The sequence below is a fragment of the Pseudoalteromonas sp. A41-2 genome, from assembly GCF_015767615.1.
In the GTDB taxonomy this organism is placed as follows: domain Bacteria; phylum Pseudomonadota; class Gammaproteobacteria; order Enterobacterales; family Alteromonadaceae; genus Pseudoalteromonas; species Pseudoalteromonas lipolytica.
Genome location: NZ_CP065231.1, coordinates 474245 through 500329 on the forward strand (window position 1 = coordinate 474245; position 26085 = coordinate 500329).

Here is a 26085-nt window from a genome sequence, read left to right on the forward strand (position 1 = left end):
ATTTGCTTATATTACTGACTGACGCAGGAGACCTCAATGTTAAATGAGGAGAATTCAGATAAAATCGGCACTCTTTACATTGTAGCCACACCAATTGGCAACTTTGATGACATCAGCCAGCGTGCCATACAAACCCTATCTGAGGTTGACTTAATAGCCGCTGAAGATACTCGTCACACAGGAAAGTTGCTAAGCCACTTTAATATCAAAGCAAAAACCTTTGCTTTGCATGATCACAATGAAAAACAAAAAGCCCAGCAAATCGTCGATTGGCTAGAGCAAGGAATGAATATCGCGTTGGTTTCAGATGCGGGCACGCCACTGATCAGTGACCCGGGTTATGCCGTGGTAAACTTGTGTCGTGAGCAAGGTGCACATGTTACACCAGTACCTGGTGCATGTGCAGCCATTACGGCAGTGTGTTGTTCTGGTTTGCCGACCGACCGCTTTCAGTTTATCGGTTTTACACCTGCGAAAAGTAAAGCCAGACAAACTTTTTTTATTGAGGCTGTTAATTCAGGTATCACGAGCATTATGTACGAAAGTACCCACCGCATCATGGCAAGCCTTGATGATTTAGAAGCCGCATTAGGCTCAGACCAACCGGTGGTATTTGCCAAAGAATTGACCAAAACATTCGAAACTTTTTTCAATGGCAGCGTTGCTGAGCTAAAGCAGTTTTTAACGAATGATCCAACAAAGCAGCGCGGCGAAATAGTATTAATGCTGCCGGGTAAAGCGAAGCAAAGCGATGATATCCCAGAAGATGCCCGCCGTATGCTTGGCTTACTCGAAGCCGAAATGCCACTTAAAAAAGCCTGTGGCGTGGTTGCAGAGTATTTCGGTTTAAAGAAAAACGCGCTTTATAAAGCAATTATTGACGAAAAAGACTAATTCTTTACTGCACTCGGCTGCATGCTCAGGTATACTGCGCGCCGAGTCAGCCGAGATAATCGCTGCCTGCAACGAAAATGCGCAGGGGGAGGAAAGTCCGGGCTCCACAGGGCAGGGTGCCAGCTAACGGCTGGGGGGCGCGAGCCTACGACAAGTGCAGCAGAGAGGAGACCGCCAACTTCGGTTGGTAAGGGTGAAAGGGTGCGGTAAGAGCGCACCGGGCCACTGGTAACAGTTGGTTGCAAGGTAAACTCCACCCGGAGCAAGACCAAATAGGGTTCTATCATTTTAAATAATGAACGCGTGGCCCACGTGAGAACCGGGTAGGTTGCTTGAGCCATAGAGCGATTTATGGCCTAGACGAATGATTATCCACGACAGAACCCGGCTTACTGGCTGACTCACCAAATTAATGAAAGCCCACAGTGAAAACTGTGGGCTTTTTGCTTTCTAAATCACAAGCAATTTTTAACCAAGTATAATCATTCCCTAATCGCCATCATTATTGATCTTGAACAAGGTTGCTACGTTGACTCTGTTTCACAGAATGATACAGTGAATTTGAACTTTAATTCTAGCCAAAGGAGCTGCCCATGCTAGGCGAAAAACACTCGTTATTGAATGAATTCCCAGAGTTTAATGAATTAATCCACAACCTTGCCAAAAGCGATGCCCATTTTAAAAATACCATGCAACGATACGATGACATGGATAAAGAAATTAGAGAGCTTGAGCTTAATAGTTCTCCGATTGATGACAGTGAAATGCATGAAAAGAAACACCAAAGAGCTGCGCTGAAAGACGAACTTTATGATTTCTTAAAAGCGAAAGCATAAAACAGAAAATGACACCTAATGCCCCTTGCTCTTATGACTCTCGCTGACAAGGGGTGTTATTTCCCAGTTAACCCTAATTTATACCTTTCTAACGCTTTTAATTCCCTTATTTTCAATAGTTTTATATGTTAGTAACTGTTTATTCAGATTTTTTAAATGGGTGGAATTTATATGTTTGCGAAGGGAGCAATCAAAGCCGTCTCACTGTGTATTATGGCTATGTCTGTCAGCCTGAGTGCCGCAGCAAGTATCAACAATACAGAGACTATGTGGCCAGGCACGGTTTACAACACGGATATACCTACATTTAAGCAGGTTCTTGGTTATGATGTAGGTGAGCGCATTACTAATTACAACGATATGCGTCGTTATTTAACAGCCCTTGAGCAAGCCGCTCCTGAGCGTATTAAAGTTTTTAAGTATGCAAACAGCTGGGAAGGTCGTGAGCTTGTTTATGCGGTTGTTGGCACCGCTGAGCATATTCGCTCATTAGAAACCCTTGCAAAAAACACGCAATCGCTGGCAGACCCACGAAGTACATCTGCGAAAGATGCAAAGTCACTCATCAAAAACTTACCCACTTCAGTGTGGCTGCAGTATGCAGTACACGGTAATGAAATTAGCTCGACCGATGCGGCACTGTTCACCGCTTACCATTTATTAGCGGCACCGAACGATACCATTAACAGTAAAATATTAGAGAACACCGTTGTATTTATTGATCCCCTACAAAACCCTGATGGTCGTGAGCGCTTTGTTTCTCGCTATTATGCCACTGTCGGATTAGAGCACAGCGCAGACCGTTTAAGTGCAGAGCATAATGAGCCTTGGCCTCGAGGTCGAGTTAATCATTATCTGTTCGATATGAATCGTGATTGGTTAGCACTTACTCAGCCTGAAACAAAGGGTAGAGTAGCTGCAATTAATAAATATAAACCTCAAGTAGTGGTTGATATTCATGAAATGGGCGGCGATCAATCATATTATTTTGCGCCGGCTGCTCAGCCATTCAATCCCCATATGACAAAAACGCAAATAGCCAATATGGATGCTATTGGCCAAAATCATGCTAAATATTTTGATGAGTTTGGCTTTGATTATTTTACCCGCGAAATTTTTGATGCTTTTTATCCTGGGTACGGTGATAGTTGGCCTGTATTTTATGGTGCGTCAGCATCAACCTACGAAGTAGGCTCTGCTCGCGGCCATGTTTTTGAAAAAAACACCGGTGAACTTCTCACTTATTTTAATACAGTGAAGCGTCAGTTTGTGGCATCAATTTCTACCGCCGAAGGTGCAGCTAATCAACGTGAGAAGCTACTTAATGACTTTTACCAATATCAAGTTGATGCAATTGATTCAGGTAAGAAGAGTAAAGAACGTGTGTATATTTTACCGAACCAAAGTAACCGTGAAGGAACGCATAAACTTGCGACGTTAATGGCTGAACACGGCGTAGAAGTTCAACAAGCAAATGAAGATTTCAAAGCATGCGGTGTTAAATACAAAGCGGGTAGCTACTTTATTGATACAGCGCAGCCGCGTGGTGTATTTGTTCGTACTACATTTACAGACCAAGTTGATATGGCTGAAGCCTTTGTGAAAGAACAAGAAAGACGCCGTGCTCGTAACCTAGGCGACGAAATTTATGATGTCACAGGCTGGTCGCTGCCAATGATGTTTAATGTTGATAGCGATAGCTGTAGTAAGGCTGTGAGCGCTGACAGTAAAGCGGTTCAGGCTAACGACACACTGATTGGTAAAGTGAATAACCCAGAAGCCTCAGTGGCTTATATAGTTGCTTGGGGCGACACGGCCGCTGCACGCTTTTTAACCGCAGCGCTGCAAGCAGGCGTTAAGCTTAAAAGTGCTGACCAAGCATTTGTATTAGGTGATAAAACTAACTACCCAGCGGGCAGTTTAGTGATTGAAAAGCGCTTAAACGATAAAGACTTACTGACTAAAATTAGTCAAATTGCAGAGCAAACAGGTGCCATAGTCGATGGTGTTGATTCAAGCTGGGTGATTGATGGCCCCAGTTTTGGTAGTAATAAAACAGTGCCAATGGTGGCGCCAAAAGTGGCGATTGCATGGGATGTACCTACTAGTGAGCTAAGCGCTGGTAACACCCGTTTTGTTATAGAAAGACAGCTCGGCTATCCGGTAACGGCTATTCGTACACCAATGCTTGCATGGGCTGATTTAAGTGATTACCAAGTGTTGATTTTACCGGAAGGTAATTACGAGCAAGCATTAGGTAAATCGGGCGCGGCTAATTTAAAAAGCTGGGTTGAAGCTGGTGGCGTGTTGATTGCACTCGGTAATGCAAACCGCTTTACCACCCATGCTGATTACGGCTTATTAGATGTTAAGCGCGAGCAAGCCTACCGAGAAGAAAAAGCCGACAGCAGCGATGATAAAAGCAGTAAAGTGGCAGGGCAGTTATTCGCTTCTCGTGATGATTTAAAAGCAGCGAGCATCGAACCACACACCTCGCCAGACTATGTAGCCGGTGTACTTGCTAATGTTGAAGTAGACCAAGAGCATTGGTTAACCGCAGGCGTCGATAAAAATTTAGTGGCGGTGGCTTACGGTAATGATATTTACACGCCAATTAAACTTAACTCAGGCAAAAACTTAGCGTGGTTCATAGGTAAAGACGATGTACTGGCGAGTGGTTATTTGTGGCAGCAAAACAAAGCTCAGCTAGCTTACAAGCCGCTCCTTGTTCATCAACCACTAGGTAAAGGCATGGTGATAGGCTTTACACAATCACCGACGTATCGCGCCTACCTTGAAGGCATGAATGTATTGCTCACTAACACGATTTTCCGTGCTGCAGCTCATGCTCAGTAAGGTTTAGAACAAATCGAAATGCCCGGCCAAGTTGCGGGCTTTTTCGTGTTTAAAGCTTCTCTCAACATCTAAAATAAAAAAGCCCGCAGGGCAAAGGGCGGGCTTTTTAGTGTTCCATGGAGAGGAAGTGTTAAGACACAATCCCGAGTGGCTTACCTGTTTGCCAAGCGCCACGGGTAAAGTCTGGTATCGTTTTGCTGTTACTTCTGTCTGCAACCGATGCCATACTTTGTGGAAAGATAGATGACCAGGCTGCAGCATCGTAAACATCTTGATCCAGTGGTTCATTGTTACGCAAGCAGTAAATCATGCGCCATAACATTATGAAATCCATGCCGCCGTGACCACCGTTGCGAACGGCTTCTTCACCCATACGTTGCCATAATGGATGATCAAACTCTGCACGCCATTTTTCCATATCGTGATCCCAGCGATGGAAATTTTGCATATGTGGTTTACGGCCTTGTGAGCCCGCACTTTCCCATGCTGCTACTTCAGCTTCATATTGCTGCTGGTAGATTTTTGCAATGGCTGGTGGTACATCTTCTAGGGCAATGCGGTTAGGAAAACCTGCAAATGTCCCATTAGTACCTTGAATTAGGTTATGGCGGCTGTACGGGCGTGGGCTTGTGGTGTCGTGCTGAACCATAATGCTTCGGCCTTTCACTGTTTTAATAATGCTGGTGTTCATGTCGCCAGCAGTAAATTTCAGTGAACGACGTTCGTGGCCTGCAGGAAATTCACGTTCTGCGTAGGCTGCACGGCCAAGTGCAGGTGAGCTGACTGATGTTACGAAATCAAAGCGATCACCCCGGTTGATGTTCATATATTGAGAAACGGGGCCTAAGCCATGAGTGGGGTATAAGTTACCGTTTACTTTTGTATGCCAGTAAGTACGCCACGAGCCGGTACTGCGGTCAATTTCTTTCATTTGCCAACGCAGGTCATGAATATAAGCGGCTTCACCATGCAGTAACTCGCCAAATACGCCTTTACGAACCATGTTTAGAACCATTAACTCGTCACGGCCGTAGTTAACGTTTTCCATCATCATGCAGTTCTTTTGAGTGCGCTCAGCAGTGTTTACTAGTTGCCAGCACTCTTCCATAGTGGTTGCTGCGGGTACTTCAACAAAGGCATGTTTACCACTTTCCATGGTTTCAACACTCATTGGTGTGTGCCAACGCCAAGGTGTTGAAATGATCACGATGTCGATGTCATTGCGAGCCAGCATGTCTAAATAGGCTTTATCAGACCCCGTGTAAGCAGTTGGTTTAGGTAAGCCTTTTTCAACAACATAGTTAATTGATTTCTCGAGCATTAGCTGATCTGTGTCACAGATAGCTTTAATTTCAACACCTTCAATGTGGCAAAGGTGTTTTACATGGCCGCTACCACGTTGACCAACGCCAATAAAACCAACACGTACCACATCCATCGCAGGCACAGCTAAGCCCATTACGCTTTTACCTTGTGACGCAAGTGGTGTGCTTTGATTATCACCTTGTTGGCTTTTCGCACAGCCAGTCACGACTGTCGCGGCGGTAATAGCTGCGGCAGATTTTAAAAAACGTCGTCTATCTATTGTCATAACGATACCTAAATCACTGAGATTATTTTAATAGTGGGTTTCAGTTGTTTCTTTTTATCTTAATTGAAAGACAATTACAAAAGTTAACAGGTAATCAAAATTGCAGCATGTCCGCAATAATATATACAACTAACACAGTTCAATCTTGGTGTAATAGATGTATTTAATTTACAGGATAAGTATTAAATAATATTACTGCCTTGCTCAGGATCGCGAGACTGATCGGCTTGTTCACGAATATCATCTGCATCACTACTTATATCATCCAAGCTATGGTCGTCGAGAGTGTTTGATGTTTGTGGGGGCGAAGTGGTGTGATGACTGGTGTGCTCGGCATCGGTATTTAAAATAATTCGTTCGCGAGCATCATCTGGCATACTAATTTTTTCTGCTAAATAGGTGTTTACTAACATTCGCATTAGCTGAGATGCTACTTTAACCGTGCTATGTTCACTGCTGTTTACCCAAAAATAAATGGTTAAATTAAGCGTGGCAGATCCAAGCGATTCAATGAGAACCTGACTGGGGGGATCATTAATAACGGCAGGGTTTTGACTTACGACTTGCATGGCTAATTGCTGAGCATAGCGAATGTCATTATCGTAGCCAATGCCTACTGTAAAATGGCCGCGCATTTTGGGGTTCGCAGTAAGGTTTTTAATGACATTTTTATAGACGGTAGCATTCGGTATTTGAATATGATTACCATCAAAATCCACCAAAGTAGTGGCGCGAGCTGTGACTTTTTTTACTACCCCTAAGCGGCCATCTACTTCTATTACATCGTCAATCCGAAACGGTCGCTGTACGCTGAGTAGCATACTCGAGATAAAATTTTCGGCGATATCACGAAATGCGAAGCCAAGGATCAAGCCCACCAATCCTGTACCACTCATGATAGCGACGGCAAAACTGGTTAGCCCTGCAAGACGTAAAAATAAGTACACCCCAAACAAAATAATAACGATGCTAAAAAAGCGCCGTGTAACGACATGTAAAAGCTTACTTTCACTCACAAAACCCAGTGGTTTAATCAGTACATATGACAAAGGGCGAGCCAGTAAGTAGCAAATAATAATGGCGACAATACCGAGTGTGAGAGCCGGTAACATTTGCCAAGCAGTGTGTAAAAACTGCGTAACTTGTGAGTTTAAATCGTACCACGTAAGGCTTTCAATTGGCGTCGACGTCGTGGTTGATAGTATGGGTGTGATTAAATTAGTTACTTGATTAGTAAGATATAAATAAAAATTCATTGCACCACTCCATGGATTATAGCCGGGCAGTTATAAGCGTAGCTCAATGCAAGTTAGACGCCATTATTAGTGGCAAGTAGTTTGCAACGACACCTTAAGCTAAGTAGAAAGTGAGGAAGAATATGTCTCATGGCAATCGCGGTTTTCAGGCTCGCTCGCCGCTGGAAATTCCATTACGGGGTTGGTGGGATATAAGCAAACGGGTATATCATAATTTATCACAAGATAATTTATCGTTTGTTGCGGCAGGTGTCGCATTTTATGCACTGCTAGCAATCTTTCCTGCACTGGCTGCCATTGTGTCTATTTATGCCTATTTTGCTTCACCAACGGACATTCATGAGCAGTTATCTAAAGTGATTGCAATTTTACCTGCCAGTAGTCGCGATATTATTTTACTGCAAGTGAGTGAAGTGACGCAGCAATCGCAAAAAGTCTTGAGTATGAGTGCTATAGGCACTTTATTGTTAACAGTCTGGAGTAGCAGTAAGGGCTGCCAAGCGCTGATCACGGCCTGTAATATTACATACCATCAGCATAACAAACGGCAATTTTTTGTGGCGTTACTGGTCCGTTTTTTATTTTCGTTGGGTGCTATAATCGTCGCTCTCGTGGCGTTATTAATTATTGGTATTTTACCTATTGTGCTTAACCTGGTTGGCCTAACAGAGCTAATAGATTTAATGATCACGCTGATAACTTGGCCGCTGCTGGCAATCATTTTTAACGGTGCATTGGCATTTTTATACCGCTACGCACCTCATCGAAACCCCGCTAAGTGGCGTTGGATCACACCGGGTTCAATGCTCGCGACTGTATTATGGATCGGGGCATCGGTTGGTTTTTCATTTTATGTCTCGCAATTTGCACGTTATAACGAAACCTATGGCTCTTTAGGGGGCGTGGTTATTATGCTGATGTGGCTTTATATCAGTGCTTATATCATTATTTTTGGGGCGGCAATTAATGCCAGTGCTGAACAGCAAACGGTCATTGATAGTACTGTCGGCCCCGAAAAAGAAGTCGGAGAGCGCGGAGCAACCGTAGCAGATACATTGATGACACAGCAGACTAAACATTCTTCTGAATAGAACGATTGGCGCTAATTTTACGCATGGTTGTTAGTTAAATTGGCGTCTACAATCATTTCATATAATTTACGGGAGTAACGTTATGAAAGTGATTCAACAATTAAATAGCCATGCCACTCAAGATGGTGATGGTGTCAATATTAGCCGTATCCCAGGCTTTGATGGAAAATACTTAGATCCATTTTTAATGATCGATGAGCTTAAGTCTGACGATCACAGTGATTTTATGGGGGGCTTTCCTGCACACCCTCATCGTGGCATTGAAACCTTCACTTATATTATTAAAGGAGGGTTTGAGCACCAAGATCAAATGGGTAACAAAAAAGCGATTCGTGCAGGTGATGTGCAATGGATGAGTACTGGCTTTGGTGTGATCCACAGTGAAATGCCGTTAGCAGATGCAAAAGAAGGCATGCATGGATTCCAAATCTGGTTAAATATGCCAAGTGCAGAAAAGCTCAGAGCACCGCGTTACCAAGATACAACAGAAGCCCCCGCACCGGTGACTCGTAATGATCAAGGGGTTGAGTTAAAAGCGCTTGCAGGTAGTTGGCAGTTTGCCAGTGAAGAGCAGGTTTCAAGCTTACAAGATTTAGCCGCTAATGGCATGTTAGCTGATGTGACTTTGCCTGCCGGCACTGAATTTAAACACGCGCCTCTTAAGCAAACTAAAGTGATGTTGTATATACACACGGGAGAAATTAATACTGAACAGGGAGGGCCTGTTAAAGCGGGGAGCTTGTTAATTTTAGAGCCTGGCAGTGACATTGAATTTAATTCGCAAACGGGGGCGGGTGTCTTGGTGCTTGCGGGCGAACCACTAAAGCAGCCGATTGCTCATATGGGACCTTTTGTTATGACGACGCAAGCAGAGTTACATCAGGCTGTACGAGATTATCAACAAGGTAAATTTGGCACACTCTAGGAGGTTATCGTGGGATTACTTGTAAACGGCCAATGGCAAGATAAATGGTACGACACAGACAACAACCAAGGTGAATTTAAGCGTGAATCAGCGCAGTTGCGTAACTGGGTAACGGCTGATGGTAGCAAAGGGGCAAGTGGCGATGGGGGATTCAAGGCTGAGAAAGGTCGGTATCACTTGTATGTTTCATTAGCGTGCCCATGGGCTCATCGCACGCTGATTTTTCGCCATTTAAAAGGCCTTGAAGACTACATTAGTGTCTCGGTTGTGAGTCCTGACATGCTAGAGCATGGGTGGACATTCGATAAAGATAATCACAGCACAGGTGATGCTTTATTTGATAGCGACTATATGCATCAAATTTATACACGTAACAAAGCTGATTATTCTGGCAGAGTGACGGTACCTGTACTTTGGGATAAACAGACCCAGCGCATTGTCAGTAATGAGTCTGCAGAGATTATTCGGATGTTTAATAGTGCATTCAATGAACTTACTAACAATGAACGCGATTTTTACCCTGCAGCGCTACGTACTGAAATTGATGAAATAAACGAGTTTGTTTATCACAATATCAATAACGGTGTGTACCGTGCAGGCTTTGCAACAACGCAAGAAGCGTACACCGAAGCGTTTGATGATTTGTTTGCCGCTCTTGATAAAATAGAACAGCGTTTGACTCATAATCGCTACTTAGTGGGCGACACACTCACAGAGGCTGATTGGCGTTTATTCACGACCTTAATTCGCTTTGACAGTGTTTATGTGGGTCATTTTAAATGTAATTTACGCACCATCGAAAGTTACCCTGCAATTAGTCATTATTTACGCGAGTTATACCAAATTGAAAAGGTGAGTGAGACGGTCGATTTTTACCACATAAAACGTCACTATTACTTCAGCCATACGATGATAAATCCGACGCAAGTGGTGCCAAAAGGACCCGATATAGACTATGGCCGAGCGCACAATCGTGACCAATTATAGTACTCAGAGTAGCAGCTCATGTGAGCTGCTACTGATACCCTTTCATTACGTCGCGAATAGTGTCGATACCAAACATGACTTTTTGAATAAACGACTCAGCGCTTTTTACGAGATTAAAATGCGGGTGCTGTGACCATACTGCTTGTAATTTATCATCTAGCAAAATTGCTTGCTGGTCAGACTCGTTACGAACAGGGTTGTTACTGTGGATACTTTGCCCTGACTTGGCCGCGGTTTCAAAAAAAATCACAGCATCATATTGATTAAGTTCAGTGTGAAGATCGGTCCCTAAGCATTGAAAAAACTCCGCCTGATCACCTGGCCAATATGCGAGACCATCTAAGCTACCACGATCGCACAGCATTAAACGATCAGGGTGTATAGTACGTTGAATATGTTCAAGGTGTTTCTGTAAGCTGAAGATAGCTTGCTGGTGAGCTTTTACAAGGTGAGGGGCATTACCCCGTTCTATTCCGCCGCCAAATAACATGGTTGCCGATTCAGGCACTACCACAATTTGTTTCGAGAACTCGCGTCGTAATAAGTCGATTGCTGTTGTTTTACCGCCACCGGGGCCACCGGTTAATACAATCCGTTTTTTCAATTAGGTTATCCTGTTAACACGCAAAACTTATTTACACGGTAAAGAAAAGACTAACAAATGAGAAGTAAAAAGCGTATTTTTTGTGATAAAGATCACAACAGTCGTAACAGCCAGCTAAATTGACTGAGTTGTTTAAGCTTTCCATGCTGATGATCATCATTTTTTAAAGCCCCATAACCTACACCCGCCGAAAAGGCACTCGCAAGCCCGACTTTAGTAACGGCGAATCGCTTTAAGCGATAATTGAATGCTTGGTGATGTTGGCGTTTCAATTCATCGAGTAAATCCATTTGCTGGCTTAAGTTATTAACCTTTTTCTGCGGTTTTTTTATGAAGTAATCAATAAACATCATTTTTCCTTATTGAGGTTTAGTAACTGTCGAATACTTGTTATGGTTTTATCAAAGCCAATTTTGCTGCTGATATAACCAATATTTTTCCACAGCCAAATTAAGCAAAGTATTTGCATGGTAAACAGCGACACCGCTGACAGCCAAATTGATTCACTTAGACTAAATATAGCAAGACCGATGGATGCTAATAGTCCAGCCCAAAGTAACACCAATCCCCCAGCAAAACAGACGATCAATATTATGGTGAGTGCCAGTGAACGCATTGACAAACGCCATTCAGCAGCAGCTAAATCTTTGCAGATCCCCATTTGTTGACGGTAATCAACGTAAAGCTGTTTAGTGTAGTCAGTGAGTTTGGCAAGATGATCTTGCCACTGATCAGCATGGAGTTGCTGATCAGTGGTTTCTTGCGTTTTCTCATCAGTAGGGTGAGAGTGCGACATAATCGTTACTTATTACGACGGATTAGTGCGCTCACTAGCATACCTGCTGCAAATGCAATACCTGCTGTCGCTAATGGGTTTTCAGATGCTAGTTGACGTGTTTTGCCGCTGTATTCATTTATTTTTTCACGCGCAACCGCTTGTTTTTCAGACAATGTTTTTGCCGAATTAGTAGCTCCCTCTCGAACACTGTGTTCAGCGCTTGCTGCACGTGATGATAGAGCATCAACGGCATGATGCGCTGCTTCGGTTGCTTTTTCAGTAAATGGCGCCTCTACTTGAGCCGCTTTCGTATCTGCACTGCTTGTGGTGCTTGAATTCGATTTGTTTGTTGCGGTAGTCATAATCATTCCTTAAAAATTGCCATTAAATTGGTAAGTACACTGTCGCAACCTTCGTACCAACAAATAATATTATTTAATATCAGGTTGTTATGAAATTAATGGCTCATATAAGTCGGTATTACCCGTAACTATTGCAGGGTTATTGCGTAAAAATTACCGAATTCGATTTTATTCTACTAATTTGTAATTATTCATTGGTCATTCATTAGCCATTTTTACCCAATAGCTTGCCAAGAAAACTGCAAAAAAGATTTTTTTCTTTGTTTCCCACTTTTTCCCACGTAATTCAGTAGCTTTGCTTGAAGCCTTATTTTTTCTGGCTTTACAAGCAAGTTATGATGATCTGCTTACTTGACAAAATAGCTTGTCAAGCCCTAAACTGGAGCACTGTGGTAAAAAGTGGTTTTTAGTGGATCAAATTGGATCAGTAATAATCGTTAACGATTTACAACCTAATTTTAAGGCAAGCTATGTTTCGGGGTGCGAGCTCTCTGAGTTTGGATGATAAAGGACGCTTTGCGGTACCGACTAAGTACCGAGATGCGATCTTGTCTGAAGATCAGGGCACCGTTATTTGCACCGTAGCACTTAATGAGCCTTGTTTGTGGTTATATCCGTTGGCTGAGTGGCTTGAAATTGAATCGCGGTTATTAAAAATTTCTAATATGAATCCACGTGCACGCCGAATGCAACGTATGTTGCTTGGTAACGCTACAGAGTATCAACTCGATAAAAATGGCCGAATTTTGCTTGCACCGTCTTTACGTGCACATGCTGAACTTGGAAAAAAAATCATGTTGGTTGGCTTGATGAATAAGTTTGAGATTTGGGATGAAGATCGTTGGCATGAACAAATGCGCCAAGATACTGAGATAGAACGCCTAGGCGATTTTGAGGCGAATCCCGAATTCGATAATTTCTCACTCTAACCACAAATAAAAAAGGCAAAAAATAGCTAATGACAGCGCAATTTGAACATGTCTCTGTACTGATGGAAGAAACCATAAATGCTTTGGACATAAAGCCCGAAGGTATTTACATGGATGGCACATTTGGTCGCGGTGGACACTCAGGACAAATTTTAGCGCGTCTAAATGATCACGGTCGCTTACAAGCAATCGACCAAGATCCGCAAGCTATTAAAGCTGCCGAAAAATTTGCTGATGATGCCCGTTTTTCAATTGCTCATACCCGTTTTTCTAATTTAAAAACGGTGGCGGAAGACAATGACTTAATTGGTAAAGTCGATGGCATTTTATTAGACATTGGTGTGTCATCACCTCAACTAGACGATGCAGAACGCGGTTTTAGTTTCATGAAAGATGGCCCGCTTGATATGCGCATGGACCCAACCAGTGGTCGCAGTGCTGCACAGTGGTTAGCCGAAGCGGAACTTGAAGACATTACCCATGTGATCAAAACCTTTGGTGAAGAAAAATTTGGTCGTCGTATTGCTCATAAAATTATTGAAACTCGCGAGCACACACCGATTACGAGTACCAAACAATTGGCTGATTTAGTTGATCAAGCCGTGCCAGTAAAAGATAAACATAAGCACCCTGCAACACGCACCTTTCAGGCGATTCGAATTTATATCAACAGTGAGCTCGAAGAAATTCAAACGGCGCTTCAAGCTGCTGTTGAAGTATTAAAGCCGGGTGGACGGCTGGTGGTTATTTCGTTCCACTCACTCGAAGATCGTATTGTTAAGCAGTTTATTAAGAAACAGAGTAAGGGAGAGGCGATACCCAGAGGTCTGCCTTTAACAGATGCACAAATAAATAAAAACCTGACGTTAAAAGCAGTGGGTAAAGCCATTAAGCCGAGCAAGGAAGAAATTGAATTAAATCCTCGTTCGCGCAGCTCGGTGCTAAGGGTTGCACAGAGGTTGTAATGAAAGCAAAAGCGACACATCGCCAACCAAATTTATTTTTAGAGATTTTCAAAGGCCTAGGAGCTAATAAGCTGACCTTGGCCTTGTTGGTTGTGATTCTCGCATCGAGCTTGAGTGTCGTGCAGGTAACTCACTTAGCTCGTCAACAGTTAATAGAACAAGATAAGTTATTGCAAGAGCGTGATGAACTAGACCTTGAATGGCGCTACTTGTTGGTAGAAGAAGAGTTTTATTCACAGCATGCACGTATCGAAGAAGTTGCAACCATGCAATTAGAAATGAAACGGCCAACCAGCCAAGACGAAAAGGTGGTAATACTGCAATGATAAGCAGAAGGAAAAAGCCAACTAATACCTTGATCACATGGCGCTTTATGCTGGTGTGCTCGGTTGTATTTTTAGTCTTTATGACGCTGGTAGCGCGTGCCGCATTTTTGCAAGTAATTGAACCAGACAAAGCGCGTTCAGAAAGTGATAAACGCACAGTACGTGTTGAAAAACAACATGTACAACGCGGTATGATCTTTGATCGCAATGGCAAAGAGCTGGCGGTAAGTGTGCCTGTGGTTAGTGTGTATGCAGACCCCAAAGCATTGCATAAATCGTTGGTCAGCAAAGTGCTTCGCCAAGCGCGTAAAAATGGTGAAGATCAAAATGCACTGGCAGAGAACACCGCAGAATTAAATAGACGCATTGCCGCTTATTACAGCAATGATATTCGTTGGCGTGAGCTGGCGGATGTACTGCGTATTGAGCCAACTAAAATCAATGCGCGCCTGCGCGATAATCCGAAACGCCGATTTGTATATTTAAAGCGTCAGGTAACGCCTGCGGTTGCTAATTATATTGGTGATTTACGTTTGCCTGGTATTCATTTACTCGACGAATCAAAACGTTATTATCCTGCTGGCGAAGTGACTGCGCACGTGATTGGTTTTACGAATATCGACGGTCATGGAATCGAAGGAATCGAAAAACTATACGAACAACAACTAACCGGTGTTGAAGGCCAGCGTACTATTCGTAAAGATGCCCAAGGCCGCGAAGTTGAAGTACTTGATGAGCGTGAGCGTGTAGAACCAGAGAATATCCATTTAAGTATTGATCAACGTATTCAAGCCATTGCTTATAAAGCGGTGAAGTCAGCCGTATTATCTTACAAAGCAACATCGGGCTCGGCTATGGTCGTAGATGTAAAAACCGGTGAAGTACTGGCAATGGTTAATAGCCCTTCATTCAACCCGAATAATTTATCAGACGCAGCACCACACAAACGCCGTAACCGTGCCATTACCGATTTGTTTGAACCGGGTTCGACTGTTAAGCCACTAGCCATTTTGGCTGGTTTAGACTACGGCTCAATCCAACCGGATGAAATTATTGATACTTACCCAGGCTGGATGCGCGTTGGCGGGAGCTTAGTACAAGACACGCGTAATCACGGCGAAATGAGCTTAAGAGAAATCTTAAAGTACTCAAGTAATATGGGTGTGACGAAGGTCAGCCAAACCGTACCGAAAGACTATTTTGTGGGCCTTTATGAAAAAGTTGGCTTTGGCAGTGACAGCGGCACCGGAATGGTCGGTGAAAGTAGTGGCTTATTTTATCCACACCGTCGTTGGTCTGATCACGAAATTGCCGCTTTATCGTTTGGTTATAACTTAGCGGTAAGCACGGCACAAATGGCGCGTTTTTATGCCATGTTAGGGTCGGGTGGCGTTATGCGTCCTTTGACTGTGCTGAAGCAAGATTCAATTCCTGAAGGCGAGCGTGTTTTTCAACAAAAGGATGTTGAAGCCGTTGTTCACATGATGGAAAGTGTATTTGAAAAAGGCGGTACGGCACAAAAAGTTCACGTAGATGGCTACCGTGCAGCGGGTAAAACAGGGACCTCTAAAAAGGCCGCTGTGGGTGGTTATGGTGACGAATATGTCGGTTATTTTGCAGGTATAGCGCCAGCCAGCAATCCTCGTTTAGCTGTTGTGGTAATGATAAATGAACCGGGTGGAGATGTTTATTATGGCGGAGCGACGGCAGGTCCTGCATTTGCAGAGATTGTCTCCAATGCCTTAAGAATTTTAAACGTCGCACCGGACAAAGATGCGGTTGCGTACGTGGAAGGCAAAGATAACGATGCGTGATTTAAAACCCATTCTTAATCATATTGACGTGGAGGCTAATTCTTTATTAGTCAATCAACTGCGTCTAGATAGTCGCGATGTTCATCCCGGTGATGTATTTGTGGCAATTAAAGGCCATCAGCTTGATGGCGGCCAGTTTATAAAGAAAGCCATTGAAAGTGGTGCGGTTGCTGTGATTGCTGATCGCTTATGTGAGTTTGAAAGTCATTTCGAACCACTTTACTTAGTGTCTGATTTAGCTAAAAAGCTGCCAGCACTCGCTGCTGCATTCTACCAACAGCCCTCTGCTGAGTTAGATTTAGTGGGCGTAACAGGCACCAATGGCAAATCAACAACGACGGCAATGATCGCGCATTTAGCGCAGCAATGCCATAAATCTGCAGCGGTTATTGGTACGCTGGGTTATGGTCACCCTGAACAGCTAACACCCTTAGCCAATACCACTCCATCAAGTGTTGATTTACAACGTATTTTATCTGAACTACGTGATCAACACATGAATGTGGTTGCAATGGAAGTTTCATCGCATGGTCTGGTGCAACAGCGCGTTGATCATTGTCAGTTTAAAGCCGCCGTTTTTACCAATTTGTCGCGTGATCACTTAGATTATCATGGCACAATGGATGCGTATGGCGATGCCAAATTGATGTTGCTGCGTGATCATAATCCAGAAACTGTTGTGCTTAATCAAGACGATGCACAAGTCGAACAGTGGTTAGAAAAGTACGACTTCAATAACCTAATTTGTTATGGCCATAAAAATTTAGCACCGAAAGGCGCACGCTATGTCTATTTTAGCGATGTCGTTTATAGCAACACCGGTATTTCGGCAACGTTCGAAACAAGCTGGGGTCACGCTGAGGTGCAATCTGCATTATTTGGTGAATTTAACCTCTATAACCTAGCAGCAGCAATGGCCACGCTATTAGGTATGGGTTACCCGCTTTCACAGTTAGTAGACGCATGTAAATCATTGCAACCGGTTGCTGGGCGCATGCAAGCGTTTAGCGCACCGGGTCAACCAACTTGTATTGTTGACTATGCACATACACCAGATGCACTTGCACTGGCATTGCAGGCTTTACAAAAGCATGTCCCCGGGGGCGTGAGCTGTGTGTTTGGCTGTGGCGGTGACCGCGATAAAGGCAAGCGTCCAATGATGGCAAAAGCGGCTGAAGGTAATGCTGATCGTATTATCGTCACCAGCGATAACCCACGCAGTGAAGACCCAAATGCAATTATTGCTGACGTGGTCGCAGGACTTGAGCACCCAGAGCGCGCGCACTGCGAAGCAGACCGTGCTCGTGCAATTAGTTATGCAATAGAGCAAGCAAATGCCGATGATGTGATTCTTATTGCAGGCAAAGGCCATGAAGACTATCAAATTATTGGCGATCAGCGTATCGACTTCTGCGACCGCCAATATGTACAACAACAACTAAAAGAAAAATCGCAAGGGGCGCAGTTATGATCCCGATGGATTTTGATTGGCTAGCACAGGTTCTAGCAACCGATTACCGCGGTGGTAATCACAAAGTGAAAAATATAAATACCGACACACGCACACTGTGCGAGGGTGAAGTATTTTTAGCATTACAAGGGCCTAACTTTGATGGCCATAAATTTGTAGCGCAAGCAAAAGAAAAAGGGGCGATTGCAGCCATTGTTGCGCGCCCTGTTAACGTTGATATTGTGCAGTTTGTTGTCGCAGATACTCGCATTGCGCTGGGTCATATTGGGGCGGCGGTGATGGCAGAAGTCTCACCAAAAACCATCGCAATAACAGGCAGTGTTGGTAAAACGACCGTAAAAGAAATGTGTGCAGCAATTCTGTCAGGCCACGGTGAAGTGCTCTCGACTAAAGGCAACTTTAATAACGATATTGGTGTGCCGCTAACATTGTTGTGCCTTGAGCCTCAGCATGAATATGCCGTGATTGAATTGGGTGCTAATCATATTGGTGAGATTGCTTACACTGTTGCCATGACAAAACCAGATGTGGCTGTTGTGTGTAATGTTGCCGCGTCGCACTTAGAAGGTTTTGGCTCGTTACAAGGCGTAGCGACAGCGAAGGGTGAAATTTACGATGGCTTAAAACCGGATGGGGTTGCCATTGTTAATTGTGATAGCGACTTTGCTGATTATTGGTTAGATAAACTGACTCACCGAACAGTAAAGCGTTTTTCTACCACACAACAGTTAGATTATTGGGCTGAAGATATAGTGCTTGATGAACAAGCGCGCGCTTCATTTATGCTGTGTACAACAGAGCACAAAGTCCCTGTAACGCTTGCTTTGCCTGGTAAGCACAATATTGCTAATGCGCTTATCGCTACCGCGTTAACCACTGAATTAGGTGTGAGTTTAGACAGTATTGCAACTGCGCTTGCATCCATGGGCGAAGTAAAGGGACGTGTTAACGTACTGAAAGTATCAGATAAGCTAACGGTAATTGATGATACTTACAACGCAAATGTGCAGTCAGTTAAAGCAGCCATTGATTTATTGAGCGATATGCCCGGACGCCGTATTTTCGCCTTGGGTGATATGGGCGAACTTGGTGAAGAAGCACGTTTTTATCACCAACAAGTGGGTGAGTATGCTCAGCAAAAGGGCATTGATGAACTTTACAGCCTTGGCGTATTGAGTAAGTCGGCCAGTGATGTTTTTGAAAAGCCAAATCGTCATTTCTCAAGCCGTGAGCAATTATTACAACAATTACAAAGTGTGCTCGCTGAATCTCAGCAAAAGACCACCATTGTAGTGAAAGGATCGCGAAGTTCTCGTATGGAACTTGTGGTAGCAGATTTAGTTAACAGCCAGCAAGATGGCAACAATGGGGTAACGTCATGTTAGTGTGGTTGGCAGAGTATTTAACACAGTATTACAGCGGCTTTAATGTGTTTTCATACCTGACGCTGCGAGCGATTTTAGGTATTTTAACCGCCTTACTTATTTCACTTTATTATGGCCCTAAGCTTATTCGCGGTTTACAAAAAATGCAGATTGGTCAAGTGGTTCGCCATGATGGTCCGGAATCTCATCTGTCTAAAAAAGGCACGCCTACTATGGGCGGAATTTTGATTCTTGGTGCGATTTTTACCAGTACGCTGTTGTGGGCTGATTTATCAAATAAATATGTGTGGGCAACGTTATTTGTTGTGGGATCATTAGGCGTAGTGGGCTTTATTGATGACTACCGTAAAGTAATTCGTAAAGACCCCAAAGGTCTCATCGCTAAGTGGAAGTACTTTTGGCAGTCAGTGATCGCCTTAGTTGTGGCAAGCGCACTTTATTTTACTGCGCAGCAAGGCACTGAAACATCGTTAGTAGTGCCGTTTTTTAAAGATGTACTGCCACAACTTGGCTTGTTTTATATCGTCATGACTTACTTTGTTATTGTCGGCACATCTAACGCGGTAAACCTTACGGATGGGCTTGACGGTTTAGCAATTGTTCCGACTATTTTAGTCGCGTCGGCTCTGGCCATTATTGCTTATTTAACGGGTAACGTGAATTTCTCTAGCTACTTACATATTCCTCATTTACCGCTGGCAAGCGAACTGGTTGTAGTGTGCACTGCGATTGTGGGGGCAGGGCTTGGTTTCTTATGGTTTAACACTTACCCAGCACAAGTATTTATGGGCGATGTGGGCTCGCTTGCGCTTGGCGGCGCACTGGGCATTATTGCGGTATTAGTTCGCCAAGAATTAGTGCTCATTATTATGGGCGGTGTGTTTGTGATGGAAGCTTTATCGGTAATTTTACAAGTCGGTTCATATAAGTTACGTGGGCAGCGCATTTTTAGAATGGCGCCTATTCATCACCATTATGAGTTAAAGGGATGGCCAGAACCACGTGTGATTGTGCGCTTTTGGATTATTTCGATTGTGCTCGTGCTTGCGGGCCTTGCGACATTGAAGATCAGGTAAATGACAGTAATTAACGAGATTAAAAATAAACACATAACAGTGCTCGGACTCGGTGTAACCGGTCTGGGCATTGTGCGTTTTTTATTGTCTCAGAATATTCAGCCAAAGGTTGTGGATAGCCGAGAGCAGCCGCCAGGTGCTGATTGGCTAGCTGAGCATTCGAGTGAGCTGGTTACCCACTTTGGTGATTTAGATAATGCAGCGCTTAGCAATACCGACATCATTATTATCAGCCCTGGGCTTAGTTTAACAACGCCAGCAGTCGCAAAAGCAATGGCTGCGGGGGTAGAAGTGATTGGCGATGTTGAGCTCTTCGCGCGCTCAACAGATAAGCCTATTGTGGCAGTGACGGGGTCAAACGGAAAATCAACCGTGGTGACGCTGGCATTTGAGGTACTCAAAGCTGCGGGTTATAAAGTGGGCCTTGGCGGCAATATAGGCACGGCTGTACTTGATTTATTAGCGCATGACTACGATGTTTTTGTGCTTGAGTTATCAAGTTTTCAGCTTGATACCACCCAGAGCTTAAAAGCACACAGTGCGTGTGTACTCAATGTGAGTGAAGATCATTTAGATCGCTACCCAAGCTATCAAGCTTATATCGACTCGAAGCAACGTATCTATAATGGCGCAGCGCTTTGTGTTGTGAATGCCATTGATGCGGCAACACACACTGCAAAGCAGCCGCAGTTAAGCTTTGCACTTCGTAATGCCGATTACTCTTTAGTTGATCAACAGGGTGAACAATATTTTGCAGCACAAGGTAAGCCTCTGTTACCTGTAAGCAGCTTAAATGTTGTGGGTTCGCATAATCAACAAAATGCATTGGCAGTGATGGCGTTATTAAGCCCATTTGAAATCACAGCCGAGCACTATCTGCAAGCATTTAGTGCCTTTACTGGACTTGCGCACCGGTGTCAGTTTGTCGCTGAAATTAGTGGTGTAAAGTATTTTAATGACTCAAAAGCAACGAATGTTGGCGCGACTATCGCCGCAATTGAAAGCCTAGCCGATCAAGCAAAGCAATTAGTTGTTATTGCCGGTGGCGATGCGAAGGGGGCTGATTTAGATGCCCTAAAACCGTATTTGAACGACAAAGTAAAAGCCTTGGTCTGCTTTGGTAAAGATGCAAAAGCATTAGTGGCGCTTTCAGATAAAGGCCACCTTACTAACAACATGCATGAAGCAGTGCTACTTGCAAAACAGCTGAGTGATCAGGGCGATATCGTATTACTTGCCCCCGCTTGTGCCAGCATAGATATGTATAACAACTATATGCAGCGTGGGGATGACTTTACCCAGTGCGTATTGGCGGAGGCAGTATGATTGCATTTGCTGATATTCGTGACGCGCTTACACCTAAACAATCTGCACAACTTTATGATGTGCCGTTGATGTATTGCATGTTGATGTTGATTGGGGTTGGCTTTGTGATGGTGACCAGTGCATCGATGCCCACCGCTGAGCGTTTATTTGATAATCCTTATCACATCATTATTCGCCATAGCATGTTCTTAATTATGGGCTTTTTTCTATTCTGGATAGCCACCAATGTCCCAATGGATTGGTGGAAACGCAGTAACCCTTATTTACTCTTGCTGGGCTTAGCTTTACTGGTACTGGTATTGATAGTTGGTCGTGAGGTCAATGGTGCAAAGCGCTGGATACCAGTGGGACCCATTGGTTTTCAGGTAGCAGAAGCCGCTAAGCTGTATTTTTTTAGTTATATTGCTGGCTATTTAGTGCGTAAGCGCGCAGAAGTACAAGAAAACCTGAAAGGCTTCTTTAAGCCGTTAGCCGTGTTTGGTGTGTATGCTTTATTGATATTGATGCAGCCTGACTTAGGCACCGTAGTGGTTCTGTTTGTTACGACGGTGGGCTTGCTCTTTCTAGCGGGTGCAAAACTATGGCAATTCTTTGGTCTTATATTAACGGGGATTGCTGCGGTAGTCGTGCTGATTATTGCTGAACCTTATCGTATGGCACGTGTTACAGGCTTTCTTGAACCTTGGGAAGACCCGTTCGGAAAAGGTTACCAATTAGTACAGTCGCTAATGGCATACAGTCAAGGTGGCTGGTTTGGCCAAGGCTTAGGTAATAGTGTGCAAAAGCTACAGTACCTTCCCGAAGCACACAATGACTTTATCTTCGCTGTTATAGGTGAAGAGTTAGGGTTTTTTGGGGTGTTAAGTATTTTAGTGGTGCTTGCAATATTTGTTTTTAGAGCCTTGCTTATTGGTCAAAAAGCGTTGAAGTGCGGTAAAGAGTATGAAGGTTATTTTGCCTTTGCGATTGGTATTTGGTTTGCCTTTCAAACCATGGTAAATGTCGGCGCAAGTGCGGGGATCTTACCGACCAAAGGCTTAACCTTGCCGTTTATTTCGTACGGTGGTTCTAGTTTATTAATTATGACCATCGCAACAGGTGTACTTTTGCGAATTGATTTTGAAACCAAAATGGCGACAAAGCAAGCTACCTCACGCGGAGGCAAACGATGAGTAAAAAATTACTTGTAGTTGCTGGTGGCACCGGTGGGCATATTTTCCCTGGCATTGCGGTTGCAGATTTTTTAAAGCAGCAAGGTTGGCAGGTAAGCTGGATTGGAACACCCGATAGAATGGAAGCCAATGTTGTGCCCAAACACAATATTGAAATTGACTTTATTAACGTAAAAGGTGTGCGCGGTAATGGTATAAAGCGCTTGATTAAAGCCCCTTTTATGGTGATAAATGCCATTTTGCAGGCGCGTAAAATTTTAAAAGCGCAAAAGCCTGATGTCGTACTCGCCATGGGCGGCTATGTGACAGGCCCAACAGGAATTGCCGCAAAAAGCTTAGGGATCCCTCTGGTTATTCATGAACAGAATGCAGTGGCAGGTATGAGTAACCGTTGGTTAGCAAAGTGTGCGAATAAGGTTTTGGCTGCTTTTCCTTCGGCTTTTGCTAAAGGGCAGTGTGAAATCGTTGGTAACCCAGTGCGCGCTAGTGTTGCGACGGTAACGGCTAAGCAAACGCAAACGCCGATTAATGTGCTAGTGGTTGGTGGTTCGCTGGGGGCGCAAGTATTGAATCAGACTTTACCGGCTGTATTCAGTGAGCTTTCAGCGCAAACAACGCTTAATATATGGCACCAAACGGGTAAAAATAATGAACCTAATGTCACCGCGAGCTATCAACAGTTAGGGTTAGCTGATTTTAGCAAAGTGACTGAATTTATTGATGATATGGATAGCGCTTATCAATGGGCCGATTTGGTAATTTGCCGTGCTGGTGCATTGACAGTAAGTGAAATCGCTGCGGCGGGTCGAATGGCTCTATTTGTGCCGTTTCCACATGCAGTGGATGACCATCAAACGGCTAATGCAGGGTATTTAGTCGCCGCGCAAGCCGCTTTGCTGATGCCGCAAAGTGAGTTTACAAAAGGTGCGGTTGTGAATGTGTTATCACCTTACTTAAACGCACCAGAAAAAATTTCAACTATGGCAAGTAAAGCGAAACAGCTTGCCATTTTAGATGCCACAGCCAATGTTGCGAAGTGCTGTGAGCAGCTAGCAAATAGAAGAGATAAGTAGTGAAAGAAAGCACGATGAAAGAAAACAGCACTCGTCCTGCGATGCGTCGAATTGACACCATCCACTTTATTGGTATTGGTGGCGCAGGGATGGGTGGCATTGCCGAAGTACTTGCTTTTGAAGGCTACCGTATTACCGGCTCAGATATCGCACACAGTGCCATGACAGAACGCTTGATTCATGTCGGCGCAGAAGTGTTTATCGGGCATGATGAAAATAATGTCAAAGATGCCAGCGTGGTCGTGGTATCAAGTGCGATTAACGATCAAAACCCAGAAATTAAAGCAGCAAAAGCGGCGCGTATTCCGATTGTTCGCCGTGCAGAGATGCTTGCAGAATTAATGCGCTTTCGTCATGGCATTGCCGTGGCTGGAACACATGGTAAAACCACGACGACAAGTTTAATTGCGAGCATTTATGCACAAGCAGGGCTTGATCCCACTTTTATTATTGGCGGCTTGCTAAACAGTGCGGGTAGTAATGCAAAGGTTGGGAAAAGTGATTTTTTAATTGCCGAAGCCGATGAGAGTGATGCGTCGTTTTTACACTTACAGCCGATGGTGTCGGTGATCACAAATATCGAAGAAGATCATATGGATACCTATGGTGGCAGTTTTGAGAAAATGAAAGACACCTATGTCGACTTTATTCATAACTTGCCATTTTACGGTTTAGCGGTTGTTTGCATAGATTCTGAGGTGGCTGCAGAGCTTATTCCTCGTTTTGGTCGCCCAGTGATCACCTACGGTGAATCGGCCGATGCTGATTACCGCATGGTTGATTTTAGCCAGACAGCCAATACCTGTTCATTCAATGTAGTGAATAAACACGGTGAAAGCTTAGCTGTTAGCTTGAATATGCCAGGCAAGCACAATGCATTAAATGCAACCGCTGCGATTGCGGTGGCAAAAGATCAAAATATTGCAAATAATGCAATTTTAGAAGCGCTGGTAAAATTTGAAGGTGTAGGCCGTCGTTTTCAACATTACGGCACATTTGAAAATGAACGCGGTAATGTGATGTTAGTCGATGATTATGGGCATCACCCATCTGAAGTGGCCGCAACCATTGCTGCTGTACGTGAAGGCTGGCCAGATAAACGGTTAGTCATGGTATACCAACCGCATCGTTATAGCCGTACTCGAGATTTATACGAAGATTTCGTTAAAGTACTTGCCGATGTCGATCAGTTATTACTGCTTGATGTTTATGCTGCAGGTGAAGAGCCCATAGTCGGTGCTGACAGTAAGAGTTTATGTCGTAGTTTACGCCAACGCGGCAAAGAGCCATTGCATGTAGCAAGCAGTGCAGAGCTTGCAGGTGTGCTTGCTGATGTAATGCAAGATAATGATTTAGTTTTAACGCAAGGCGCTGGTAACATAGGCCAATTAGTGAAAAAGTTAGCAGCAAGCAACTTGTCTATTGAACAACTTAAGCAGGTAAATGTATGAGCCAGACAAGCGACAAATTTGGCAAAGTAGCAGTTCTTTTTGGCGGTACATCAGCTGAACGAGAAGTCTCGCTTAAATCGGGCCAAGCCGTATTGAACGCATTGCAGAGTGTTGGCGTTGATGCCATCGCATTTGATCCTAAAGAACAGCCTCTTTGGCAATTAAAAGAGCGCAATATTGAACGAGTATTTATCGCACTTCATGGCCGAGGCGGTGAAGATGGTACGATTCAAGGTGCGCTTGAATTTATGGGACTTCCTTATACTGGCAGTGATGTATTGGGCTCTGCATTGGCTATGGATAAAGTGCGTTGTAAGCATTTATTTAAAGCAATGGGTTTAAGCACAGCACCTTACACCGTTGTTGATAGCCGCCATGAGTTTGATAGCCAAGCAATCATAAATGAATTTGGTAAGGTGATGGTTAAGCCATCACATGAAGGGTCAAGCATTGGTATGGCTGAAGCGCATACGGCTGAGCAGTTAGATGCCGCTTTAAATGCGGCCTTTAAATTTGACAGCCAAGTACTCGTAGAGCAATGGATTACGGGTCGTGAATTTACCGTTGCTGTTTTAGGTCAAGATGTTCAGCCTGTTATTGAAATGACAACACCGAATGGTTTTTACGACTATCAGGCTAAGTATCAATCAAATACCACGCAGTACCATTGCCCTGCAGATTTATCTCAGCAAGAAACACAATTATTGCAAGATATGGCTCTTAAAGCCTTTGATTTGGTTGGCGCGAGTGGCTGGGGGCGTGTTGATGCAATGCGTGATGAACAGGGGAATTTTTACTTATTAGAAGTGAATACAGTCCCAGGCATGACCGAAAAGTCGTTGGTGCCAATGGCGGCTAAAGCCAATGGTGCAAGTTTTGAACAATTAGTTGTTCGCATTCTGGAGCAAACACTTTAA

The 26085-nt window shown here is 44.0% G+C and carries 24 protein-coding genes and 1 other RNA gene; 19 read left to right on the forward strand and 6 right to left on the reverse strand.

What is annotated here, in order from left to right; translation table 11 throughout:
- Positions 1 to 36 precede the first annotated feature (36 nt).
- The 4 genes from rsmI to IT970_RS02335 all read left to right on the forward strand — a co-directional run bounded on the left by rsmI (position 37) and on the right by IT970_RS02335 (position 4586).
- Entirely contained in the window at positions 37 to 894 is an 858-nt protein-coding gene (rsmI, locus tag IT970_RS02320; RefSeq protein WP_036971244.1) for a 16S rRNA (cytidine(1402)-2'-O)-methyltransferase, read from the forward strand.
- Positions 895 to 936: 42 nt separating this feature from the next.
- Positions 937 to 1302, forward strand: an RNA gene (gene rnpB, locus IT970_RS02325) — RNase P RNA component class A.
- Positions 1303 to 1487: 185 nt separating this feature from the next.
- Positions 1488 to 1730: a YdcH family protein gene (locus IT970_RS02330; RefSeq protein ID WP_036971241.1), complete on the forward strand. Its 243-nt coding sequence runs from the start codon at positions 1488 to 1490 to the stop codon at positions 1728 to 1730.
- Between the two features lie 171 nt (positions 1731 to 1901).
- On the forward strand, positions 1902 to 4586 hold the full coding sequence (locus IT970_RS02335; protein ID WP_196857570.1) for a M14 family metallopeptidase: 2685 nt from the start codon (positions 1902 to 1904) through the stop codon (positions 4584 to 4586).
- A 130-nt stretch (positions 4587 to 4716) separates the two neighbouring features.
- On the opposite strand, the gene IT970_RS02340 is transcribed toward IT970_RS02335, so the two are convergent.
- Both IT970_RS02340 and IT970_RS02345 read right to left on the reverse strand, forming a co-directional pair.
- Positions 4717 to 6177, reverse strand: coding sequence for a Gfo/Idh/MocA family protein (locus IT970_RS02340; RefSeq protein ID WP_074988818.1), 1461 nt, complete (start codon positions 6175 to 6177; stop codon positions 4717 to 4719).
- Positions 6178 to 6359: 182 nt separating this feature from the next.
- Positions 6360 to 7433 (reverse strand): mechanosensitive ion channel family protein, encoded by a 1074-nt coding sequence (locus IT970_RS02345; protein WP_036971234.1) that lies wholly within the window; start codon positions 7431 to 7433, stop codon positions 6360 to 6362.
- Positions 7434 to 7555: 122 nt separating this feature from the next.
- Between IT970_RS02345 and IT970_RS02350 the strand changes: the two genes are divergently transcribed.
- The 3 genes from IT970_RS02350 (at position 7556) to IT970_RS02360 (ending at position 10436) form a co-directional block, all read left to right on the forward strand.
- Positions 7556 to 8524: a YihY/virulence factor BrkB family protein gene (locus tag IT970_RS02350; RefSeq protein WP_075594467.1), complete on the forward strand. Its 969-nt coding sequence runs from the start codon at positions 7556 to 7558 to the stop codon at positions 8522 to 8524.
- Between the two features lie 82 nt (positions 8525 to 8606).
- On the forward strand, positions 8607 to 9449 hold the full coding sequence (locus tag IT970_RS02355; protein ID WP_036971229.1) for a pirin family protein: 843 nt from the start codon (positions 8607 to 8609) through the stop codon (positions 9447 to 9449).
- 9 nt (positions 9450 to 9458) lie between these two features.
- Positions 9459 to 10436, forward strand: a complete 978-nt coding sequence (locus IT970_RS02360; protein WP_065978171.1) for a glutathione S-transferase family protein — start codon at positions 9459 to 9461, stop codon at positions 10434 to 10436.
- Positions 10437 to 10464: 28 nt separating this feature from the next.
- Here IT970_RS02360 and IT970_RS02365 read toward each other — a convergent pair whose 3' ends face one another.
- The 4 genes from IT970_RS02365 to IT970_RS02380 all read right to left on the reverse strand — a co-directional run bounded on the left by IT970_RS02365 (position 10465) and on the right by IT970_RS02380 (position 12180).
- Positions 10465 to 11040 (reverse strand): AAA family ATPase, encoded by a 576-nt coding sequence (locus tag IT970_RS02365; RefSeq protein ID WP_075594466.1) that lies wholly within the window; start codon positions 11038 to 11040, stop codon positions 10465 to 10467.
- 92 nt (positions 11041 to 11132) lie between these two features.
- The gene (locus tag IT970_RS02370; protein ID WP_371915648.1) at positions 11133 to 11393 is read right to left on the reverse strand and encodes a hypothetical protein; all 261 of its coding nucleotides are present in this window, start codon (positions 11391 to 11393) and stop codon (positions 11133 to 11135) included.
- On the reverse strand, positions 11390 to 11836 hold the full coding sequence (locus IT970_RS02375) for a hypothetical protein (RefSeq protein WP_075594465.1): 447 nt from the start codon (positions 11834 to 11836) through the stop codon (positions 11390 to 11392). Before IT970_RS02375 ends, IT970_RS02370 begins: the two co-directional genes overlap by 4 nt.
- A 5-nt stretch (positions 11837 to 11841) precedes the next feature.
- The gene (locus IT970_RS02380; protein ID WP_074988822.1) at positions 11842 to 12180 is read right to left on the reverse strand and encodes a DUF883 domain-containing protein; all 339 of its coding nucleotides are present in this window, start codon (positions 12178 to 12180) and stop codon (positions 11842 to 11844) included.
- A gap of 470 nt (positions 12181 to 12650) precedes the next feature.
- Between IT970_RS02380 and mraZ the strand changes: the two genes are divergently transcribed.
- Genes mraZ through IT970_RS02440 form a run of 12 tightly spaced genes read left to right on the forward strand, consistent with a single transcriptional unit; the run spans position 12651 to position 26085 of the window.
- Positions 12651 to 13109 (forward strand): division/cell wall cluster transcriptional repressor MraZ, encoded by a 459-nt coding sequence (mraZ, locus tag IT970_RS02385; RefSeq protein ID WP_036971213.1) that lies wholly within the window; start codon positions 12651 to 12653, stop codon positions 13107 to 13109.
- A gap of 29 nt (positions 13110 to 13138) precedes the next feature.
- Complete coding sequence (rsmH, locus tag IT970_RS02390; protein WP_036971210.1) at positions 13139 to 14074, forward strand: 16S rRNA (cytosine(1402)-N(4))-methyltransferase RsmH; 936 nt, start codon at positions 13139 to 13141, stop codon at positions 14072 to 14074.
- Positions 14074 to 14400: a cell division protein FtsL gene (gene ftsL, locus IT970_RS02395; protein WP_036971208.1), complete on the forward strand. Its 327-nt coding sequence runs from the start codon at positions 14074 to 14076 to the stop codon at positions 14398 to 14400. The genes rsmH and ftsL overlap by 1 nt, the downstream gene beginning before the upstream one ends.
- A complete protein-coding gene (locus tag IT970_RS02400) occupies positions 14397 to 16214 on the forward strand; it encodes a penicillin-binding transpeptidase domain-containing protein (RefSeq protein WP_036971205.1) in 1818 nt (605 codons plus the stop codon). The genes ftsL and IT970_RS02400 overlap by 4 nt, the downstream gene beginning before the upstream one ends.
- Positions 16207 to 17685 (forward strand): UDP-N-acetylmuramoyl-L-alanyl-D-glutamate--2,6-diaminopimelate ligase, encoded by a 1479-nt coding sequence (murE, locus tag IT970_RS02405; RefSeq protein WP_118843975.1) that lies wholly within the window; start codon positions 16207 to 16209, stop codon positions 17683 to 17685. The genes IT970_RS02400 and murE overlap by 8 nt, the downstream gene beginning before the upstream one ends.
- A complete protein-coding gene (locus IT970_RS02410) occupies positions 17682 to 19070 on the forward strand; it encodes a UDP-N-acetylmuramoyl-tripeptide--D-alanyl-D-alanine ligase (RefSeq protein WP_118843976.1) in 1389 nt (462 codons plus the stop codon). Before murE ends, IT970_RS02410 begins: the two co-directional genes overlap by 4 nt.
- Positions 19064 to 20146 (forward strand): phospho-N-acetylmuramoyl-pentapeptide-transferase, encoded by a 1083-nt coding sequence (mraY, locus tag IT970_RS02415; protein WP_036971198.1) that lies wholly within the window; start codon positions 19064 to 19066, stop codon positions 20144 to 20146. Before IT970_RS02410 ends, mraY begins: the two co-directional genes overlap by 7 nt.
- Complete coding sequence (murD, locus tag IT970_RS02420) at positions 20147 to 21472, forward strand: UDP-N-acetylmuramoyl-L-alanine--D-glutamate ligase (RefSeq protein WP_118843977.1); 1326 nt, start codon at positions 20147 to 20149, stop codon at positions 21470 to 21472.
- A complete protein-coding gene (ftsW, locus tag IT970_RS02425; RefSeq protein ID WP_036971195.1) occupies positions 21469 to 22644 on the forward strand; it encodes a cell division protein FtsW in 1176 nt (391 codons plus the stop codon). The genes murD and ftsW overlap by 4 nt, the downstream gene beginning before the upstream one ends.
- Complete coding sequence (gene murG / locus IT970_RS02430; protein WP_118843978.1) at positions 22641 to 23717, forward strand: undecaprenyldiphospho-muramoylpentapeptide beta-N-acetylglucosaminyltransferase; 1077 nt, start codon at positions 22641 to 22643, stop codon at positions 23715 to 23717. Before ftsW ends, murG begins: the two co-directional genes overlap by 4 nt.
- 14 nt (positions 23718 to 23731) lie before the next feature.
- Positions 23732 to 25168 carry a UDP-N-acetylmuramate--L-alanine ligase gene (murC, locus tag IT970_RS02435; protein WP_206770699.1) on the forward strand — a complete coding sequence of 479 codons (1437 nt, stop codon included), beginning with the start codon at positions 23732 to 23734 and terminating at the stop codon, positions 25166 to 25168.
- Entirely contained in the window at positions 25165 to 26085 is a 921-nt protein-coding gene (locus IT970_RS02440; RefSeq protein ID WP_074988827.1) for a D-alanine--D-alanine ligase, read from the forward strand. The genes murC and IT970_RS02440 overlap by 4 nt, the downstream gene beginning before the upstream one ends.